Consider the following 18,244-nt stretch of genomic DNA (forward strand, 5'->3'; position numbering starts at 1 on the left):
AGGTATCGGCACCCGGCGGCACCGAACAGGGCCCGGAGGTCGATATACGCCACATTCATCCGGTGTTGGGGGTTCCGGCCCCCCGCCCGAAGATCCCCGGGAGCGGCTGAGACACTGGAACGGCCCCCGGTCCCCGGCCCCGAAGGTTCCACGTGGACATCAAGACCGCCTCCGCCCTGCACCGGCTGCGCCTCATCTCCGTACCGGAGGCGCTGTCGTTCCCGGCCCTGCTGATCTTCGGCTCGCTGCTGAGCCGGATCTCGGACATCGACTACCTGATGATGCCGCTGGGCATCCTGCACGGGATCCTGTTCGTCATCTACGCGGTGTTCCTGCTGGACGTGTGGAACAAGGCGAAGTGGCCGCTGAAGAAGGTCGCCCTGTTCTTCCTGCTCGCCCTGCTGCCCTTCGGCGGACTGTACGGCGACCGGCTGCTCAAGCGGGACGAGGCCGACAGCGTCGTCGCCGCCCGTGCGCGCGAGGCGGCCCGGGCGTGATCGTCGCGTTCTCGGTGACCCCGCTGGGGGTGGGTGAGGAGGTCGGCGAGTACGTCGCCGACGCGGTCCGCGTGGTGCGCGAGTCGGGGCTGCCGAACCGCACCGACGCGATGTTCACCACCGTCGAGGGCGAGTGGGACGAGGTGATGGACGTGGTCCGCCGCGCCGTCGCCGCGGTGGAGGAGCGCGCCCCCCGCGTCTCCTTCGTCCTCAAGGCCGACATCCGCCCCGGTGTCACCGACGGGATCACCTCGAAGGTCGAGACGGTCGAACGCCACCTCACCCGGGACTGACCCCGCCCGAGGCGAGGGCTATCGCCAGAGGGGTGCGTTCGTAGCGGACCTGGTGGCCGTGGCGGGACGGGATCAGCAGGCCCGCCTCCCGGAGGACCTTCAGGTGCGCCGACACCGTCGAGGGGGCCAGGCCCAGCCGGTGGGCCAGCGCCGTGGTGGAGGCGGGCTCCTCCAGGGCGCACAGCACGTCGGCCCTGACCCGGCCCAGCAGCCGGGCCAGCGCCGCCGGGGTGTCCTCCCGCACCGGCGTCCACAGGGCGCCGATGCCCCGGGCCGCGTAGACCACGGTCGGCTGCCAGGGCGGGTCGAAACCGCCCGCGATCTGCGGCCAGACGAAGGCGCTCGGCATCAGCAGCAGGCCCTGTCCGCCGAGGACGCGCTCGTGGTGGGCGGGCCGCTCGATGGTCAGGGTGAGGGAGGCGGAGTCCCAGGAGACGTCCGGGTGCAGCCCGTCGAAGAGGGCCTCCAGCCCGCCGGCGGCGAGCCGGCGCGAATGGAAGAGGACGTCCGCCTCCAGCAGGGCCCGCAGCCGCGGCCAGTGCGGCTCCACCAGCACGCTCCAGGCCCGCTCCAGCAGGTCGGCCAGCTCCCGCACGGACCGCGCCGGATCCGCGAGCAGGTACCGGCCCAGCTCGCTGTCGAGGGCCCCCGGCGTGCAGGCGAGGGACTGGGACATGTCCTCGCGCGCCGCGGCCGGATCCGCCGCGCGGACCAGCGCCAGCTCCTGCGCGAAGGACACGGCGGGCCCGCTCGGCGGAGGGCTGATGAAGTCCGTACTGTGCCCGCGCCGCGGCATCAGCAGCCACAGCGGCCGCAGGTCCAGCCCGGCGGCCGCCGCGCGGATCCCGCGCAGCCAGGGCAGGTGGTAGCCCTGCCGGTCGGGGCGCTTGAGGGTGCGCACCGCCTCCTGGGTCTCCCACAGCGGCGACAGCGCGAACCGGCACCGCAGCAGGTCCTCGTGCCCGAAGTGGTGGAGCAGTCCCATCCCGGCCCGCCTCCCCTCCGCACCCGACGGCGCCGACCCCGCTACTGTGCCCCGACATTCGCCCCCACGCGAATCCCTGCCCCCCGGGGCCGGCCCCGGGGAGGCTGCGGCCATGTCCACCGAGCCCGAAGCCCCGGCCCCCGCCGGGTCCGCACCCGCCACGCTCCCGCACCGGGACGGCCCCGCCGCCGGCTACCGGGACGTGTTCCGGGTCCCCGAGTTCCCCGCCGTCTTCGCCGCGCACCTGATGTCCGTCCTCGGTGTCGTCGTCGCCGAGATCTCCCTGACCGTCCTGGTCTACCGCGCCACCGGCTCCCCCCTGATGAGCGCGCTCACCTTCGCCCTCGGCTTCCTCCCCTACGCCTTCGGCGGCACCCTGCTCGCCGGGCTCGCCGACCGCCACCCCGCCCGCCGGCTCCTGGTCACCTGCGACCTGCTGTGCGCCGCCTGCGCGGCGGCCATGGTCTGGCCGGGCACGCCCGTCGCGGGGATCCTCGTCCTGCGCTGCGCCATGGCCTTCGTCGCACCGCTCTTCCAGGGCGCCCGCAGCGCCTCCCTCGCCGACATCCTCGGCTCCGGAGAGGCCTTCGTCCTCGGCCGCTCGCTGCTGCGGATGGTCGCGCAGAGCGCCCAGCTGACCGGCTTCGGCCTCGGCGGTCTGCTGCTGACCGTGCTCGCACCGCGCGGGGCCATCGCCCTGACCGCCGTCGGGTTCCTCGCCTCGGCCCTGCTGCTGCGCCTCGGCACCCGGCACCGGCCGGCCCGCGCCGGGGCCGTGCGCCACTCCGCGCTCGGCGGGCTGCGCGCCGTCCTCGGGGACCGCCGGCTGCGCGTCCTCACCCTGCTGTGCTGGATCCCGTCCGCCTTCACCGTCGTCCCGGAGGCCCTGCTCACCCCCTACGCCGACGGGCTCGGCGCCGGCACCGCCACCCTCGGGATCCTGATGTGCGCCCTCCCCGTGGGCACCATCGCGGGTGAACTCTGGGCCGGCTCCGCCCTCGGCGCCCGGACGCGGGCGCGGATCACCGCCCCGCTGGCCGCCGTCTGCCTGCTCCCCTTCCTCGTCTACGCGCTCCGCCCCGGACCCGTCGCCGTCGCGGTGGCGCTGGTCCTCGCCGGGCTGGCGCACGCCCACGCCCTCGGCATCGACCGGATGTACGTGGACGCCGTCCCCGAGGAGCTGCGCGGCCGGGCGATGACCCTGCTGAGCACCGGGCTGATGACCTTCCAGGGGGTGGGCATGGCGCTGGCCGGGGCCGCCGCCGAGGTCGTCCCGGCCCACGTCGTGGTCGCCGGCTCGGCCCTGCTCGGCACCCTCGCCGTCCTCCTGCTGCTCGCCGGGCTGCGCGCCACCGCACCCCCGCCGGGGGAGCGGGCCGAGGAGTGAGACGGGGGCCGCCGGAAATGAACCGACCGGTAGGGTCTGGTGGATGCCGAAGCCGCTCAGCCTCCCCTTCGACCCCATCGCCCGCGCCGACGAGCTCTGGCGGCAGCGCTGGGGTCCCGTGCCGTCCATGGCGGCGATCACCTCGATCATGCGCGCGCACCAGATCCTGCTGGCCGAGGTCGACGCGGTGGTGAAGCCGTACGGCCTGACCTTCGCCCGCTACGAGGCGCTGGTGCTGCTCACCTTCTCCCAGGCGGGGGAGCTGCCGATGTCCAAGATCGGCGAGCGGCTGATGGTCCACCCGACCTCGGTGACGAACACGGTGGACCGCCTCGTCAGGTCCGGGCTGGTGGCCAAGCGCCCCAACCCGCACGACGGGCGCGGCACGCTCGCGTCGATCACGGAGAAGGGCCGCGAGGTCGTCGAGGCGGCGACCAAGGACCTGATGGCGGTCGAGTTCGGCCTCGGCGTCTACGACGCGGAGGAGTGCGCGGAGATCTTCGCCCTGCTCAGGCCGCTGCGCGTGGCCGCCGCGGACTTCGAGGAGAGCTGACGGACGGGGTGCGTCAAGATCGAGCAAATCGGGCGGTTACGCTCGACGGCATGAAACGAAGCGTGCTGACCCGCTACCGCGTCATGGCCTACGTGACCGCGGTCATGCTCCTGATCCTCTGTGCCTGCATGGTGGCGAAGTACGGCTTCGACACCGGAGCCGACCTGACCCTCGCGGTCTCGCAGGTCCACGGCGTGCTGTTCATGATCTACCTGGTGTTCGCCTTCGACCTGGGCTCCAAGGCCAAGTGGCCCTTCGGCAAGCTGCTGTGGGTCCTGGCGTCGGGCACGATCCCGCTGGCGGCCTTCTTCGTCGAGCGCGGGGTCCGCGCCGAGGTCGAGCCGCTGGTCGCGGACGCCCCGGTCACCGTCGGCGCGTAGCCTCCGTCCGGGCCCGCTCGCGCGGGCCTGTAGGAACGCTCGAAACCACACCCCCGGGGGAGACTCCCGGGGGTTTGCCATCGACATTTACTAGGACGTCCTAGTAAATTCGAAGGTATGGACGCAGACGCCATCGAGGAGGGCCGCCGACGCTGGCAGGCCCGTTATGACAAGGCCCGCAAGCGGGACGCGGATTTCACCACGCTCTCCGGCGATGAGGTCGACCCCGTCTACGGGCCCCGGCCCGGCGACGCCTACGAGGGATTCGAGCGCATCGGCTGGCCCGGCGAGTACCCCTACACCCGCGGCCTGCACGCCACCGGGTACCGGGGCCGGACCTGGACCATCCGCCAGTTCGCCGGCTTCGGCAACGCCGAGCAGACCAACGAGCGCTACAAGATGATCCTGGCCGCCGGCGGCGGCGGGCTCTCGGTGGCCTTCGACATGCCCACCCTGATGGGCCGCGACTCCGACGACCCGCGCGCGCTCGGCGAGGTCGGGCACTGCGGCGTCGCCATCGACTCCGCCGCCGACATGGAGGTCCTCTTCAAGGACATCCCGCTCGGTGACGTGACCACCTCGATGACGATCTCCGGCCCGGCCGTCCCCGCCTTCTGCATGTACCTCGTCGCCGCCGAGCGCCAGGGCGTGGACCCGTCCGTGCTCAACGGCACCCTCCAGACGGACATCTTCAAGGAGTACATCGCCCAGAAGGAGTGGCTCTTCGAACCCGAGCCGCACCTGCGCCTCATCGGCGACCTGATCGAGTACTGCGCGAACGGCATCCCCGCCTACAAGCCGCTGTCCGTCTCCGGCTACCACATCCGCGAAGCCGGGGCCACGGCCGCGCAGGAGCTCGCCTACACCCTCGCCGACGGCTTCGGCTACGTGGAACTCGGCCTCTCCCGCGGCCTGGACGTCGACCACTTCGCCCCCGGCCTGTCCTTCTTCTTCGACGCGCACCTCGACTTCTTCGAGGAGATCGCCAAGTTCCGCGCCGCCCGCCGGATCTGGGCCCGCTGGATGAAGGAGGTCTACGGCGCGAAGAACGAGAAGTCGATGTGGCTGCGCTTCCACACGCAGACCGCCGGCGTCTCCCTGACGGCCCAGCAGCCGTACAACAACGTGGTGCGCACCGCCGTCGAGGCCCTCGCGGCCGTCCTCGGCGGCACCAACTCCCTGCACACCAACGCCCTCGACGAGACCCTCGCCCTCCCCAGCGAGCAGGCCGCCGAGATCGCGCTGCGCACGCAGCAGGTGCTGATGGAGGAGACCGGCGTCGCCAACGTCGCCGACCCGCTGGGCGGTTCCTGGTACGTCGAGCAGCTCACCGACCGCATCGAGGCCGACGCCGAGAAGATCTTCGACCAGATCAAGGAGCGCGGCCTGCGCGCCCACCCGGACGGGCGGCACCCGATCGGCCCCATCACCTCGGGCATCCTGCGCGGCATCGAGGACGGCTGGTTCACCGGCGAGATCGCCGAGTCGGCCTTCCAGTACCAGCGCGCCCTGGAGAAGGGCGACAAGCGCGTGGTCGGCGTCAACGTCCACCACGGCTCGGTCACCGGCGACCTGGAGATCCTGCGCGTCAGCCACGAGGTGGAGCGCGAGCAGGTGCGGGTGCTCGCCGCCCGCAAGGAGCGCCGCGACGACGCCAGGGTGACGGCCGCGCTCGAGGCGATGCTCGACGCCGCCCGCGACGGCTCCAACATGATCCCGGCCATGCTGGACGCCGTCCGCGCGGAGGCCACGATGGGCGAGATCTGCAACGTCCTGCGCGACGAATGGGGCACCTACACCGAGCCCCCGGGCTTCTGACCCCCGCCCGCCGTCGCGAAGGGCCGGCCGCGCGGTTCCCCACGGGGAGCCCGCGGCCGGCCCTTCCCGTTGCCCCGGCCGATCGGGCGCGGGCGGTCAGGCGCGCGGGCGCTCAGGCGCGGGCGGTCAGGCCGTGCATCAGGAGCGTGGTGAAGGCCGCCACCCAGCCCTCGTCCACCGGCTCGGAGCTCACCAGGGCGCGGTGCACCACCGTGCCCGCGATCACGTCGAAGATCAGGTCCGTGGTGTGTCCGGCCAGGGACTGGTCCTCCTCGTACGGGAGTTCCCCGCGGGCCTGCGCCCGTTCGCGCCCCAGTACGACGAGACGTTTCTGCCGGTCCACGATCGCCGACCGGATCCGGTCCCGCAGCGCCGGGTCCCGGGTGGACTCGGCGACCACCGCCATCAGGGCCGTACGCGCCTCCGGCCGCCGCAGCAGTTCCGCGAACTGCAGGACCACGTACTCGATGTCCGCTTCCAGCGAGCCCCGGTCGGGCAGTTCCAGCGCGTCGAAGAGCTCCGCCACCGCGTCCACGACCAGCTCGTTCTTCCCCGCCCAGCGCCGGTAGAGGGTGGTCTTCGCGACGCCGGCCCGGGCCGACACGTCCCCCATCGTCAGCTTCGACCAGCCCAGCTCCACCAGCGCGTCCCGCGTCGCCGCGAGGATCGCCGCGTCCGCAGCCGCGCTGCGGGGGCGGCCGGTGCGGCCTGGCTGGGGGGTGCTGCGGGGGCAGGGGTTGCGCATGGCCGAGACCATACCCGTCAGTAGGGGAACCGTCGGGGGCCTCTGCGGTGTGGTTCAGATCACGGGGCGCCCGGCGCCCCGGGGAGTTACGCTACGGCTCGTAGCGAAAGAGCGACAACCACGCGAAGAGCTACCGGTGCCAGGTGGGGACCCGGCGCCACAGCAGTCCACGAACGGCAGGACCGAGGTTTCGGCGGGGATCTTCCGGGATCCTTTTCGTCGGCGCGCGCACACGGGGGAGGATGTACGCATGCAGCCCAGAAACATGTCCATGAGCGGCGTCGTCGACCTCGCCGCGGTGAAGGCGGCCGGCGAAGCCAAGGCGAAGGCCGAGCAGGCGCGCGCGGAAGCGGCCCGCCAGGGCGGCGGCGCGCCCGGTGGCGCCGTTCCGCCGTCCGCGCTCGTCATCGACGTCGACGAGGCCGGGTTCGAAAGCACCGTCCTCCCGCTCTCCAACGAGGTCCCGGTCGTCCTCGACTTCTGGGCCGAGTGGTGCGAGCCGTGCAAGCAGCTCGGCCCGCTCCTGGAGCGGCTGACCGTCGAGGCCAACGGACGCCTCGTGCTGGCGAAGATCGACGTCGACGCCAACCAGATGCTGATGCAGCAGTTCGGCATCCAGGGCATCCCGGCCGTGTTCGCCGTCGTCGCGGGCCAGGCGCTGCCGCTGTTCCAGGGCGCGGTGCCCGAGCAGCAGATCCGTGAGACCCTGGCCCAGCTGGTCCAGGTCGCCGAGGAGCGCTTCGGCATCCTCGGCCTCCCGGTCGACCCCGAGGCCGCCGGCGCCCCCGCGGCCGCCGCGGCGCCCGTTCCGGCCGGCCCGTACGACGCCCTGCTGGAGGCGGCGGTCGTCGCGCTGGACGCGGGCGACCTGAGCGGGGCCGTGCAGGCGTACAAGAACGTGCTCGCCGACGCCCCGGCCAACACCGAGGCCAAGCTGGGCCTGGCCCAGGCCGAGCTGCTCTCCCGGGTGCAGCACATGAACCCGCAGACCGTGCGCGCCCAGGCCGCCGAGAACCCGCGCGACCCGGCCGCCCAGATGGCCGCCGCCGACCTGGACCTGGCCGGCGGCCACGTCGCGGACGCCTTCTCCCGCCTGGTGGACACCGTACGGGTGACGGCGGGCGACGACCGGGACTCCGTACGGGTGCGGCTCCTGGAGCTCTTCGAGGTCATCGGCGCCGACGACCCGCGGGTCACGGCGGCCCGCACGGCGCTGGCGCGCGTCCTCTTCTAGAGCCCCGCCCGGCCGCGGCTGGAGCGGTACACCGCCGGGCGACCGGCGATTTGTTGACACAGAGATAAACAGCGGCCGCGCTTTGCCAAAACTTGGCAATCGCGGCCGCTGTTACTCGCAGTAAATGGAACCCCGTGAACTGTCCGGTTGGTTCCTTCTTCACCCCTTCTGTCGTGGCCCAGGGTGACACCCTGTGTGGCCGCCGTGCGACCCCGGGCAGCACTGCGGTTACCCAGCCGTTACCCGCGAGTAACGACCCCCCTTGTGCCCCGGCCTGGAATGGACCACGATCGGCGACGCTCGGTCCTTCCCGTAGAGCCGCCACACCCGGCGGCCGCGGCGGAGGGTCCCCACCGGGTGGGCCGGTGGCACGCACACCGGCCGTGGACAGGGGGGTCTCTGCCACACCGGCAGGGCCTGTCCTCCAGGTTGCGCGAACGCGTGGCCCAGTGGTTGTCGCTCGGGGGTGATCGCCGGTGTATCGGACGCGGCTGCGCCGCGGCTCGGCCGCCTGCGCTCCTTCCCGAGGACGTAGCACTTCTCCCATCCCAGGCCGGGCTCTGTCCGGACCGGAGATGTACGTCCGAGAAGGAGGAACGAAATGAGTTCTCAGGTTCGTGGCGGGACCAGATGGAAGCGCTTCGCGCTCGTCATGGTGCCGTCCATCGCGGCCACGGCCGCGGTCGGTGTGGGTCTGGCGCAGGGTGCCCTCGCGGCCTCGTTCAGCGTGTCCGGGCAGGACTTCAAGGTGTCGGCCGACCAGCTCGTCGGTGACAACCTGATCCAGTACGGCAGCGTTGCCGAGGGTGCGACCCTCGGCAGCAAGGACATCAGCAAGCACCCCGTGACGATCTCCGGCTTCAGCCGCGCCGAGATCACCAACATGTGCCAGTCGCTGGTCACCCCGGTGCCGGGCCTCGGCGCCATCACGCTCCAGCTGCACACCGGCAACAAGGGCAAGCCGGCCGTCGCCGAGAACATCTACCTCGACGTCGCCGAGCTGGACGCGGACGCCAAGTTCGACCAGCTCGACATCGGTGTCGCGGTCGGCGACGGCAGCCACGCCACCAAGCCGGTCCCCGGCACGGTGGCGGACGGCGGCCTGTTCTCGCAGCGCGCCAAGAAGGCGACGCTGACGAACGTGCGCCAGAAGGCGTGGGCGACGACGGCGGGCACCTTCACGCTGCCCGACCTCAAGCTGCGCCTGCTCAGCGGCAACCAGCCGTGCTACCAGGACGAGAAGTAAGCCTCGTCCCGGCTGTGTGACTGACCGGACGGGCGGGCGGCGGCGGCCGCCGGTGCCCGCCCGTCCGGGCTCCACAGAGTTCTCCGTACCACCGTTTCCAGGGAGCTGTTGTCCATGAACCCCCAGGCCCCGGTTCACGCCGCAGACGATCACTGGCTCACTGTCATGCGCCTCCGCTTCCGTGCCTGGCGTGGTACCCGTCCTTTCTGGGCCGGCCTGTTCACGCTCCTCGGCGGAGTGCCGATCATCTACTTCCCGTTCGCGGACATCCGGCTGGCCAACGTCACCCTTGCGATCGCGACGACGTCCGGCTCCGTCTCGTTGATCCTGGGCGTCCTGCTGGTCACCCTGGGCATCGCCCTCTGGTTCCAGCAGGGCATCCGGGTCTTCGCGGGTGTCGCCGCGATCCTCCTGGCCCTGGTGTCGATCCCGAAGTCCAACCTCGGCGGCTTCTTCGTCGGCTTCCTCATGGCCATGGTCGGCGGATGCCTCGCGCTGGCGTGGTCGCCGGGCGACCCGGCGGAGCAGGAGCCGGAGCAGGCCGAAGCGGCCGAGGCGGCGCCCGTGGACCCGTTCCACGGCATTCCGGGGCCCCGTGAGACGGAAACGGCGTACGTGACCGAGAAGACTGCCCACGCCGATGGCGGGAGGAACAGTGCGGGGTGACGAGACGCAGCGGGGGGTCGCCCCCGGCGCAGAGTCCCGTGAGAGAAAGGGCCGCCACGCGGCGCCCAGGAAGTCGCTGCTGAACAAGCTCCAGATACCCGTCGGCAGGACGATGGCGCTCGCGGCGATGCCGACGGCCGTCCTCGTCGGGATGGGCATGGCGCCCAAGCTGGCCCTGGCCGACGACAAGGACATCCCCTTCGCGCCCGGCCCGTGCGTGACACGCTCCGACGAGCCCTCCGCTTCGGCCTCGCCCTCCCCGTCCGGCTCCCCGTCCGCCACGCCCTCCCCGGGTACGTCGCCGGGTGCGAGCCCCTCGCCGGGCGCGAGCCAGGCCCCGAAGCCGGGTGCCAGCCCCGCGGCGACCCCGTCGGCGAAGCAGCCCGAGGCCCCGAAGGAGCGGAAGCCGCAGACCCCGGCGGCCAAGCCGTCCGCGAGCGCCTCCCCGTCCCCCTCGGCGACCAAGACGCCCAACCCGCTCGACCCGCTGGGCGTCGGCGACGCCCTCAAGGGCCTGGTGGACGGCCTCGGCAAGCCCCTCCAGGGCGCGCAGAAGCCGGCCGCCCCCGCGACTCCCGCCCCGAGCACCCCCAAGGCCCCCGCCGCCGGCCCCACGGCCGACGCGATCCGCGACGCCGCGAAGAAGGCCGGCGCCACGGTCGAGGAGCTGCCCCAGGACGTCAAGGACACCGTCAAGACCCCGAAGGACGAGACGGGCAAGACGGCGGCCGACGCGGACAAGACCGGCACGGACAAGGCGGACGCCTCGCCCTCCCCCTCCGCCACGGCGGACCCGGACGGCAAGCAGCCCTTCCCCTGCCCCACCTTCGACGCCAAGGCCCTGGCCGACGCGAAGCTGGAGCCGGGCATCCCGCTCCTGCCCGACGAGCCCTGGTACCTGGACAGCTCCCTGCTGACCCTCTACGGCCTGGACTACGCGGGCATCGTCGAGGTGAAGACGGCGAGCGGGCACACCAAGAAGGTCCTGAAGTTCACGGCGGACTCGCTGGACATCAAGGACCTCTACCAGACGGTCGGCAAGACGGGGAACGTCGCCCACCTGAAGTCGCGCCCGGGCTCCACGTCCACGATCCGCGGCGGCAAGGTCACGATGTACACGGAGAGCCTGAAGGGCAACCTCTTCGGCCTCATCCCGATCGAGTTCACCCCGAACAGCCCGCCGCCCCTGAACGTCCCCTTCGCGTTCTTCACGCACGTCAAGGTCGTCCAGGCCGGCCAGTTCGGCGGCAACCTCACGGTCCCGGGCCTGCACAACTACATCGGCCCGCCGGAGGGCTAATACGAGCGGCACCGCGTTCGAGGAAAACACCGAGGGCGGCACCCCGGGTCCCTGTCAAGGGGTCGGGGTGCCGCCCTCGGTCTCTGTGCGGCAGAGGCGGTGGGCTTCGGGGGCTCAGTCGCGGGTGGATCCGCCCAGGTGGTGGACGCGGACCATGTTGGTGGTGCCCGGGACGCCGGGGGGCGAGCCGGCGGTGATGATCATGGTGTCGCCCGGGTTGAAGCGCTGGAGCTTCAGCACCTCGCCGTCGACCAGGTCGACCATCGCGTCCGTGCTGTCCGCGTGCGGGACGACGGCCGATTCGACGCCCCAGCTCAGGGTGAGCTGGTTGCGGGTGTTCACGTCGGTGGTGAACGCCAGGATCGGCTGCTGGGCGCGGTAGCGGGACAGGCGCCGGGCGGTGTCGCCGGACTGGGTGAAGGCGACCAGGGCCTTGCCGTCGAGGAAGTCCGCGATCTCGCAGGCCGCGCGGGCGACGGAGCCGCCCTGGGTACGCGGCTTCTTGCCCGGGACCAGCGGCTGGAGGCCCTTGGAGAGGAGCTCCTCCTCGGCCGCCGTGACGATCTTCGACATCGTCTTGACGGTCTCGATCGGGTAGGCGCCCACCGAGGACTCGGCCGAGAGCATGACCGCGTCGGCGCCGTCGAGGATGGCGTTGGCGACGTCGGAGGCTTCCGCGCGGGTCGGGCGGGAGTTGGTGATCATCGACTCCATCATCTGGGTGGCGACGATGACCGGCTTGGCGTTGCGGCGGCACATCTCGATGAGCCGCTTCTGGACCATCGGGACCTTTTCGAGCGGGTACTCGACGGCCAGGTCGCCGCGGGCCACCATGACCGCGTCGAAGGCCGCGACCACGGCCTCCATGTTCTCGACGGCCTGCGGCTTCTCCACCTTGGCGATGACGGGGACCCGGCGGCCCTCCTCGTCCATGACGCGGTGGACGTCCTTGACGTCGTTGGCGTCGCGGACGAAGGACAGGGCGACCATGTCGCAGCCCATGCGGAGGGCGAAGCGCAGGTCGTCGACGTCCTTCTCCGACAGGGCGGGGACGTTCACGGCGGCACCCGGCAGGTTGATGCCCTTGTGGTCCGAGATGACACCGCCCTCGATGACGATGGTCTTGACCTGCGAGCCCTGGACCTCGGTCACCCGCAGTTCGACGTTGCCGTCGTTGATCAGGATCTGGTCACCCTTGGCGACGTCGCCCGGGAGGCCCTTGTAGGTGGTGCCGCAGATGGACTTGTCGCCCGGGACGTCCTCGGTGGTGATGGTGAACTCGTCACCGCGCACCAGCTCGACGGGACCCTCGGCGAAGGTCTCCAGACGGATCTTCGGACCCTGGAGGTCGGCGAGGACGCCGACCGCGCGCCCGGTCTCCTCGCAAGCCCTCCGGACGCGGTCGTACCGCTCCTGGTGTTCTGCCTGGGTACCGTGGCTGAAGTTGAATCGGGCCACGTTCATACCTGCCTCGATGAGTGCTTTCAGCTGCTCAAGCGAGTCGACGGCGGGGCCCAGCGTGCAGACGATTTTGGAACGGCGCATGAAGCGGATCCTATCCGTTTGTTTCGTAGCGGAATATTCCGTCTGGTGGAAAGTCCAAGTGACTACTGGGTAACCAGCGCGTACGCCTGGGTGGCGATCTCCAGCTCCTCATCCGTGGGCACCACCGCCACCGCCACCCGGGACCGGGCCGTGGAGATCAACCGGGGCTCGGGGGAGCGTGCGGCGTTCGCCTCCGGGTCCAGCGCGAGCCCCAGCTCCTCCAGTCCGGAAATCGCCGCCTCCCGCACCACCGAGGCGTTCTCGCCGACGCCGGCCGTGAACACCACCGCGTCCACCCGGCCCAGCACCGCCGTGTAGGCGCCGATGTACTTCTTCAGCCGGTGGACGTACGCCGCCAGCGCCAGGCGCGCCGACTCGTCGCCCGCCTCCGCCCGCCGGGTCACCTCGCGCATGTCGTTGTCGCCGCACAGACCCAGCAGACCGCTCTTCTTGTTGAGCAGCGAGTCGATCTCGTCGACCGACAGTCCGCCCACCCGCGCCAGGTGGAAGATCACCGCCGGGTCCAGGTCCCCCGAGCGGGTCCCCATGACCAGCCCCTCCAGCGGGGTCAGGCCCATCGAGGTCTCCACGCACACCCCGCCGCGCACGGCCGAGGCGGAGGCCCCGTTGCCGAGGTGCAGCACGATCACGTTCACGTCCTCCACCGCCCGGCCCAGCAGCGCGGCCGTCGCCCGGGACACGTAGGCGTGGGAGGTGCCGTGGAAGCCGTACCGCCGGACGGAGTACTTCTCGGCGGTCGCCGCGTCGATCGCGTACCGGGCCACGTGCTCCGGGATCGTCGAGTGGAAGGCCGTGTCGAAGACGGCCACCTGCGGCAGGTCCGCGCGCAGCTCGCGCGCCACCTCGATGCCCGTCACGTTCGCCGGGTTGTGCAGCGGGGCCAGCGGGATCAGGCTGCGGATCTCCGCCAGCACCTCGTCGTCGATCACCGTCGGGGCGGTGAACCGGGTCCCGCCGTGCACCACCCGGTGCCCCACGGCGGCCAGTTCGGGGGAGTCCAGGCCCAGGCCGTCGGCGGCCAGCTCCTCGGCGACCGCCCGCAGCGCCTCCCCGTGGTCCGCGATCGCCCCGGCCCGCTCGCGCCTGCCGCCGGCGGCCCCGGACCCGGCGAGCGGCTCGTGCACCAGGCGCGAGCCCTCCTCCCCGATCCGCTCCACCAGACCCACGGCCAGGCGGGAGGAGTCCGCCATGTCGAGGAGCTGGTACTTGACCGACGAGGAGCCGGAGTTGAGGACGAGTACGCGCGTTGCGGTCACGGCGGGGGTCTTTCCTTCGGACGGGCGGAGGGACGGGCGGAGGGGCGGAGCGAGGGACGGACGGGGAGACGGCGCAGGGACGGTGAGGCAGGGTCAGGCGGTGGGGGCGGCCGGCGTGCCCTGGGACTGGGCCTGGATCGCGGTGATCGCGACCGTGGTGACGATGTCCTGGACGAGCGCCCCGCGCGAGAGGTCGTTGACCGGCTTGCGCAGGCCCTGGAGCACGGGGCCGACCGCGACGGCGCCCGCCGAACGCTGCACCGCCTTGTACGTGTTGTTGCCCGTGTTCAGGTCCGGGAAGATCAGCACGCTCGCCCGGCCGGCCACGTCGGAGCCCGGCAGCTTGGTCGCCGCCACCGAGGGCTCCACGGCGGCGTCGTACTGGATCGGGCCCTCGACGAGCAGGTCCGGACGGCCCTCGCGGACGATCTCGGTGGCCTTGCGGACCTTCTCCACGTCCGCGCCGGAGCCGGAGGTGCCGGTGGAGTACGAGAGCATCGCGATCCGCGGCTCGACGCCGAAGGCCGCCGCCGTGGCGGCCGACTGGACGGCGATGTCGGCGAGCTGCTCGGCGTTCGGGTCCGGGTTGACCGCGCAGTCCCCGTAGACGAGGACCCGGTCGGCCAGGCACATGAAGAAGACGGAGGAGACGATCGACGCCTCCGGCTTGGTCTTGATGATCTCGAAGGCCGGGCGGATGGTCGCGGCGGTGGAGTGCACGGAGCCGGAGACCATGCCGTCGGCCAGGCCCTCCTGGACCATCAGCGTGCCGAAGTAGTTGACGTCGGTGACCACGTCATGGGCCAGCTCGACGGTCATGCCCTTGTGGGCGCGGACCTGCGCGTAGTACTCGGCGAAGCGTTCCCGCATCGGGGAGGTCGCCGGGTCGATGAGCTGCGCGGCCGAGATGTCGACGCCGAGATCGGCGGCCTTCTTCAGGATCGCCTGCTCCTCGCCCAGCAGGGTCAGGTCGCAGACCCCGCGGCGCAGCACCACGTCGGCGGCGCGCAGCACCCGCTCCTCGGTGCCCTCGGGCAGGACCACCCGCCGGCGCTCGGCGCGGGCCCGCTCCAGCAGCTCGTGCTCGAACATCATCGGGGTGACGCGCTCCGAGCGGGCCACCGACAGCAGACCGCGCAGCTCGGAGGTGTTCACGTGCCGCTCGAAGAGGCCGAGGGCCGTCTCCAGCTTGCGCGGGGTCGCGGAGTTCAAACGGCTCTGCAGCGAGAAGAGTTCGGCGGCCGTCGGGAAGCTGTTGCCGGCCACCGAGACCACCGGGGTGCCGGGCGCCAGCTTCGAGGCGAGGGTCAGGACGTCCTGCCCCGGGCGCTCGCCCAGGGTCAGCAGCACGCCGGCGATCGGCGGGGTGCCCGAGGTGTGCGCGGCCAGGGCGCCGACGACCAGGTCGGCGCGGTCCCCGGGGGTGACCACCAGACAGCCGGGGGTCAGGGCGGCCAGGAAGTTGGGCAGCATCGCGCCGCCGAAGACGAAGTCCACGGCATCGCGCGCCAGCCCGGCGTCGTCGCCGAGGAGCACCTCGCCGCCGAGCGCCCGGGTGATCTGGGCGACGGTGGGGGCCGACAGGGACTTGTCGTCCGGCAGGACGTAGCAGGGCACGGGGAGGCGGGCCGCGAGCCGCTCGGCTATGGAGTCCCGGTCGCCGGCGGCGACCCGGTTGACCACCATCGCCACCACGTGGCAGCCCAGGCTCTCGTAGGCCCGGTAGGCGTTGCGGGCCTCGGCGCGCACCGCGTCGGCGGGCTGCCCCGTGCCCCCCACGACGGGAACGACGACGGCCCCCAGCTCGTTGGCGAGGCGGGCGTTCAGCGCCAGCTCGTCGGGGAGGTTGGTGTCGGCGTAGTCGGTGCCGAGGACCAGCATGACCTCGTAGTCGCGCGCCACCCGGTGGTAGCGGTCCACGAGCCGGGAGACCAGTTCGTCGGTGCCCTTCTCGGCCAGCACCGCCGAGGCCTCCCCGTACTCCATCCCGTACGCGGCCGAGGCGTCCTGGTCGAGCCGGTAGCGGGCCTTGACGAGGTCGAAGAGGCGGTCCGGTGCGTCGTGCAGCAGCGGACGGTAGACGCCGACCCGGCCGGTCTGGCGGGTCAGCAGCTCCATGATCCCCAGTTCGACGACCTGGCGGCCGTCCCCCCGCTCGATCCCGGTCACGTACACGCTGCGCGTCACGCGTGCTCTCCGTCCATGCTGGTGGATATCCGTTTGGTCTGGCTCGACCTCTTGACAATACCCCGGTCAGTGGATAATGCGCCCGCCGGAAGAACGTCCCGGGCGGCCGGGACGAAAGGCCTGGTGGGCGGAGTAATGCGGAGCGCGGGGCACCCGGGCGCCGTGGAACAATCGGACACCTGGGATCAATACGACCATCACTGCGACCGTCACCACGACCATCCAGTGCGACCAGGACGACCAGGAGCAGGAGACACAGGACGATGCGCATCGGAGTTCTCACCGCAGGCGGTGACTGTCCCGGCCTGAACGCCGTCATCCGGTCGGTCGTACACCGCGCGCTGGTCGGCCACGGCGACGAGGTCATCGGTTTCGAGGACGGGTTCAAGGGCCTCCTCGACGGCCACTACCGCCCCCTGGACATCAACGCCGTCAGCGGCATCCTCGCCCGCGGCGGCACCATCCTCGGCTCGGCGCGCATGGAGCGCGCCCGGCTGCACGAAGCCGCCGAGAACGCCGAGGAGCTGGCGCGGCGCTACCAGATCGACGCCCTGATCCCGATCGGCGGCGAGGGCACCCTGACGGCCTCCCGGATGCTCGCGGACGCCGGGATGCCGGTCGTCGGCGTCCCGAAGACCATCGACAACGACATCTCCGCCACCGACCGCACCTTCGGCTTCGACACCGCCGTCACCGTCGCCACCGAGGCCATCGACCGCCTCAAGACCACCGCCGAATCGCACCAGCGCGTGATGGTCGTCGAGGTCATGGGCCGGCACGCGGGCTGGATCGCCCTGGAGTCCGGGATGGCCGGCGGCGCCCACGGCATCTGCCTGCCCGAGCGCCCCTTCGAGGTGGACGCCCTGGTCAAGATGGTGGAGGAACGATTCGCCCGGGGGAAGAAGTTCGCCGTCATCTGCGTCGCCGAGGGCGCGCACCCGGCCGAGGGATCCATGCCCTACGAGAAGGGCGCCATCGACGCGTACGGCCACGAGCGCTTCGCCGGCATCGGCAACCGGCTGGCCGTCGAGCTGGAGCACCGCCTCGGCAAGGAGGCCCGTCCGGTCATCCTCGGCCACGTCCAGCGCGGCGGCGTGCCCACCGCCTACGACCGCGTCCTGGCCACCCGCTTCGGCTGGCACGCCGTCGAGGCCGTCCACCGCGGGGACTTCGGCAACATGACCGCCCTGCGGGGCACCGACGTGGTCATGGCGCCGCTGGCGGAGGCCGTGACCGAGCTGAAGACGGTCCCCGACGACCGCATGTACGAGGCCGAGTCCGTCTTCTGACGCGCCCCGCGGGCCGGGCCCTGCGACCCGGCCCGCCGGGACCTCCGTCACCGGTTCCGCGCCGGACGGCCCCGGTCGTGTCCTATCCCGCACCGCCGGCCAGCGACCAGAACCGCTCCGAGATCGCGTCCAGGTACTCCCGGCCGGCGTCGCCGGTCCAGGTCGAGCTGTCGCCGCCACCCCAGCTGACGGTGGCCACCATCCGCTGCTGGTACTCGTTGTGGAGCAGCTCCAGGACCCGCTCCAGATGGGCCTTGGGCACCGGCAGCAGCTTGGCCAGCGGCTTGACGTACGCCTGCCAGCGAGTGGTGGCGGCGCTGCGCAGCAGCCCGTCGAGCTCCTCCTGCCTGCCGGTCACCCCCACGAACTGGGCCAGGCTCAGCTTGAGGGCCGAGGCCAGGGCGGCGGACTGGCGCTCGTTGCCCTTCCAGCGCCCGCTCTCCTCCATCTTCAGGTACGCGTTCGGCTCGACGCCGACGCGGCGGGCCAGGTCCTCGGGGTCCAGGCCCCGGGCCATCCGGTGCTCCCGCAGGGTGACGGGCTCGGCGAGCAGTTCCCCGGGAGAACACCAGAGCACGCCGGCGAGGGCGGTGAGCTCGGCGGAGCTGGGCGACTGCTCGCCCTGCTCCCAGGCCATCACGGTCTCGGGCGCGACGAGCAGGCCGTACTGGGCCCGCAGGCCGTAGGCGACATGACCGGGCGCCATGCCCAGGGCCGCGCGCAGGCGACGCGCGGCGGGGGCATTGAAAGGTGGGCTGGAGTGCACATGGCACACGGTAGAAGTGGCCAAGGCCCGGCGACTACAGGCCGTTCAAACAAGCCAATAACTCGTAGGAAAGTCC

At 72.0% G+C, this 18,244-nt stretch carries 17 protein-coding genes; 11 read left to right on the forward strand and 6 right to left on the reverse strand.

What is annotated here, in order from left to right; genetic code table 11:
* Positions 1 to 152: 152 nt before the first annotated feature.
* Together ACZ5NJ_RS29650 and ACZ5NJ_RS29655 are read left to right on the forward strand one after the other, a co-directional pair.
* Positions 153 to 497: a DUF3817 domain-containing protein gene (locus ACZ5NJ_RS29650; RefSeq protein WP_079429816.1), complete on the forward strand. Its 345-nt coding sequence runs from the start codon at positions 153 to 155 to the stop codon at positions 495 to 497.
* Positions 494 to 790, forward strand: a complete 297-nt coding sequence (locus tag ACZ5NJ_RS29655; RefSeq protein WP_468768758.1) for an MTH1187 family thiamine-binding protein — start codon at positions 494 to 496, stop codon at positions 788 to 790. Before ACZ5NJ_RS29650 ends, ACZ5NJ_RS29655 begins: the two co-directional genes overlap by 4 nt.
* Here the strand turns inward: ACZ5NJ_RS29655 and ACZ5NJ_RS29660 are convergent.
* A complete protein-coding gene (locus ACZ5NJ_RS29660; RefSeq protein WP_468768760.1) occupies positions 777 to 1,775 on the reverse strand; it encodes an ArsR/SmtB family transcription factor in 999 nt (332 codons plus the stop codon). The genes ACZ5NJ_RS29655 and ACZ5NJ_RS29660 overlap by 14 nt on opposite strands.
* A gap of 112 nt (positions 1,776 to 1,887) precedes the next feature.
* On the opposite strand from ACZ5NJ_RS29660, the gene ACZ5NJ_RS29665 reads away from it, so the two are divergent.
* The 4 genes from ACZ5NJ_RS29665 (at position 1,888) to ACZ5NJ_RS29680 (ending at position 5,913) form a co-directional block, all read left to right on the forward strand.
* Positions 1,888 to 3,162 carry an MFS transporter gene (locus tag ACZ5NJ_RS29665; RefSeq protein ID WP_468768761.1) on the forward strand — a complete coding sequence of 425 codons (1,275 nt, stop codon included), beginning with the start codon at positions 1,888 to 1,890 and terminating at the stop codon, positions 3,160 to 3,162.
* A 43-nt stretch (positions 3,163 to 3,205) separates the two neighbouring features.
* The gene (locus ACZ5NJ_RS29670; protein ID WP_468768763.1) at positions 3,206 to 3,715 is read left to right on the forward strand and encodes a MarR family winged helix-turn-helix transcriptional regulator; all 510 of its coding nucleotides are present in this window, start codon (positions 3,206 to 3,208) and stop codon (positions 3,713 to 3,715) included.
* A gap of 50 nt (positions 3,716 to 3,765) precedes the next feature.
* Positions 3,766 to 4,095 (forward strand): DUF3817 domain-containing protein, encoded by a 330-nt coding sequence (locus ACZ5NJ_RS29675; protein WP_045948372.1) that lies wholly within the window; start codon positions 3,766 to 3,768, stop codon positions 4,093 to 4,095.
* Between the two features lie 117 nt (positions 4,096 to 4,212).
* On the forward strand, positions 4,213 to 5,913 hold the full coding sequence (locus tag ACZ5NJ_RS29680) for an acyl-CoA mutase large subunit family protein (protein WP_468768764.1): 1,701 nt from the start codon (positions 4,213 to 4,215) through the stop codon (positions 5,911 to 5,913).
* A 112-nt stretch (positions 5,914 to 6,025) separates the two neighbouring features.
* On the opposite strand, the gene ACZ5NJ_RS29685 is transcribed toward ACZ5NJ_RS29680, so the two are convergent.
* Positions 6,026 to 6,658, reverse strand: coding sequence for a TetR/AcrR family transcriptional regulator (locus ACZ5NJ_RS29685; protein ID WP_468768766.1), 633 nt, complete (start codon positions 6,656 to 6,658; stop codon positions 6,026 to 6,028).
* A gap of 250 nt (positions 6,659 to 6,908) precedes the next feature.
* Between ACZ5NJ_RS29685 and ACZ5NJ_RS29690 the strand changes: the two genes are divergently transcribed.
* The 4 genes from ACZ5NJ_RS29690 to ACZ5NJ_RS29705 all read left to right on the forward strand — a co-directional run bounded on the left by ACZ5NJ_RS29690 (position 6,909) and on the right by ACZ5NJ_RS29705 (position 11,104).
* Complete coding sequence (locus ACZ5NJ_RS29690; protein WP_468768767.1) at positions 6,909 to 7,892, forward strand: tetratricopeptide repeat protein; 984 nt, start codon at positions 6,909 to 6,911, stop codon at positions 7,890 to 7,892.
* Between the two features lie 601 nt (positions 7,893 to 8,493).
* Positions 8,494 to 9,138 (forward strand): DUF6230 family protein, encoded by a 645-nt coding sequence (locus ACZ5NJ_RS29695; RefSeq protein ID WP_468768768.1) that lies wholly within the window; start codon positions 8,494 to 8,496, stop codon positions 9,136 to 9,138.
* Positions 9,139 to 9,252: 114 nt separating this feature from the next.
* Complete coding sequence (locus ACZ5NJ_RS29700) at positions 9,253 to 9,804, forward strand: DUF6114 domain-containing protein (protein ID WP_468768769.1); 552 nt, start codon at positions 9,253 to 9,255, stop codon at positions 9,802 to 9,804.
* Positions 9,794 to 11,104, forward strand: a complete 1,311-nt coding sequence (locus ACZ5NJ_RS29705) for a hypothetical protein (RefSeq protein WP_468768850.1) — start codon at positions 9,794 to 9,796, stop codon at positions 11,102 to 11,104. Before ACZ5NJ_RS29700 ends, ACZ5NJ_RS29705 begins: the two co-directional genes overlap by 11 nt.
* A gap of 114 nt (positions 11,105 to 11,218) precedes the next feature.
* On the opposite strand, the gene pyk is transcribed toward ACZ5NJ_RS29705, so the two are convergent.
* From pyk to pta, 3 genes are all read right to left on the reverse strand, one after another.
* Positions 11,219 to 12,649, reverse strand: coding sequence for a pyruvate kinase (gene pyk / locus ACZ5NJ_RS29710; RefSeq protein WP_468768770.1), 1,431 nt, complete (start codon positions 12,647 to 12,649; stop codon positions 11,219 to 11,221).
* Between the two features lie 62 nt (positions 12,650 to 12,711).
* On the reverse strand, positions 12,712 to 13,926 hold the full coding sequence (locus ACZ5NJ_RS29715; protein WP_468768772.1) for an acetate/propionate family kinase: 1,215 nt from the start codon (positions 13,924 to 13,926) through the stop codon (positions 12,712 to 12,714).
* Positions 13,927 to 14,019: 93 nt separating this feature from the next.
* Positions 14,020 to 16,113: a phosphate acetyltransferase gene (gene pta, locus ACZ5NJ_RS29720; RefSeq protein ID WP_468768774.1), complete on the reverse strand. Its 2,094-nt coding sequence runs from the start codon at positions 16,111 to 16,113 to the stop codon at positions 14,020 to 14,022.
* A 263-nt stretch (positions 16,114 to 16,376) separates the two neighbouring features.
* On the opposite strand from pta, the gene ACZ5NJ_RS29725 reads away from it, so the two are divergent.
* Positions 16,377 to 17,402: an ATP-dependent 6-phosphofructokinase gene (locus ACZ5NJ_RS29725; protein ID WP_468768775.1), complete on the forward strand. Its 1,026-nt coding sequence runs from the start codon at positions 16,377 to 16,379 to the stop codon at positions 17,400 to 17,402.
* A gap of 82 nt (positions 17,403 to 17,484) precedes the next feature.
* On the opposite strand, the gene ACZ5NJ_RS29730 is transcribed toward ACZ5NJ_RS29725, so the two are convergent.
* Positions 17,485 to 18,108, reverse strand: coding sequence for an XRE family transcriptional regulator (locus tag ACZ5NJ_RS29730; RefSeq protein WP_468768852.1), 624 nt, complete (start codon positions 18,106 to 18,108; stop codon positions 17,485 to 17,487).
* Positions 18,109 to 18,244 lie beyond the last annotated feature (136 nt).

It is taken from the genome of Streptomyces sp. NPDC032091 (assembly GCF_055580265.1).